Source organism: Sphingobacterium sp. 18053 (assembly GCF_902706145.1).
GTDB lineage: Bacteria > Bacteroidota > Bacteroidia > Sphingobacteriales > Sphingobacteriaceae > Sphingobacterium > Sphingobacterium paramultivorum.
The window spans coordinates 1-403 of sequence record NZ_CACSJW010000055.1 but is presented as its reverse complement, the minus strand read 5'-3'; the positions used below and the strand labels follow the sequence as shown (position 1 = coordinate 403).

The window sequence follows — 403 nt, the reverse complement described above, 5'->3', positions numbered from 1 at the left end:
GCACGCTGTCGACCAGCTCGCCGATGCAGATGGCGCTGGTGGACTATCTGTCGACCCGGCGCTACGACGCCCATCTGCGGCGCCTGCGCCGCCAGCTGGCCGAGCGCAAGCAGCAGGCCTGGCAAGCGCTGCTGCGCCATCTGCCCGCCGAAGTCAAAATTCACCATAGCGACAGCGGCTACTTTCTCTGGCTGGAGCTGCCGGCGGGCGCCGATGCCGGGGAGCTGAGCGCGCGCGCCCTGCGCGACAACATCAGCATTGCGCCGGGAAAAATGTTCTCCACCACCGCCAGCTGGACCTCGTTCTTCCGCTTCAATACCGCCTGGGGCTGGGGGGAGAGAGAAGAGCAGGGGGTTAAACGCCTGGGCGAGCTTATTCGCGAGCTGCTGGCTGAGCCTTAGAC

The 403-nt window shown here is 66.0% G+C and carries 1 pseudogene; it reads left to right on the top strand.

The window, feature by feature from the left end:
- Nucleotides 1-401: pseudogene (locus tag GVK91_RS27880) on the top strand (hypothetical protein); the annotation flags it as partial.
- Nucleotides 402-403 lie beyond the last annotated feature (2 nt).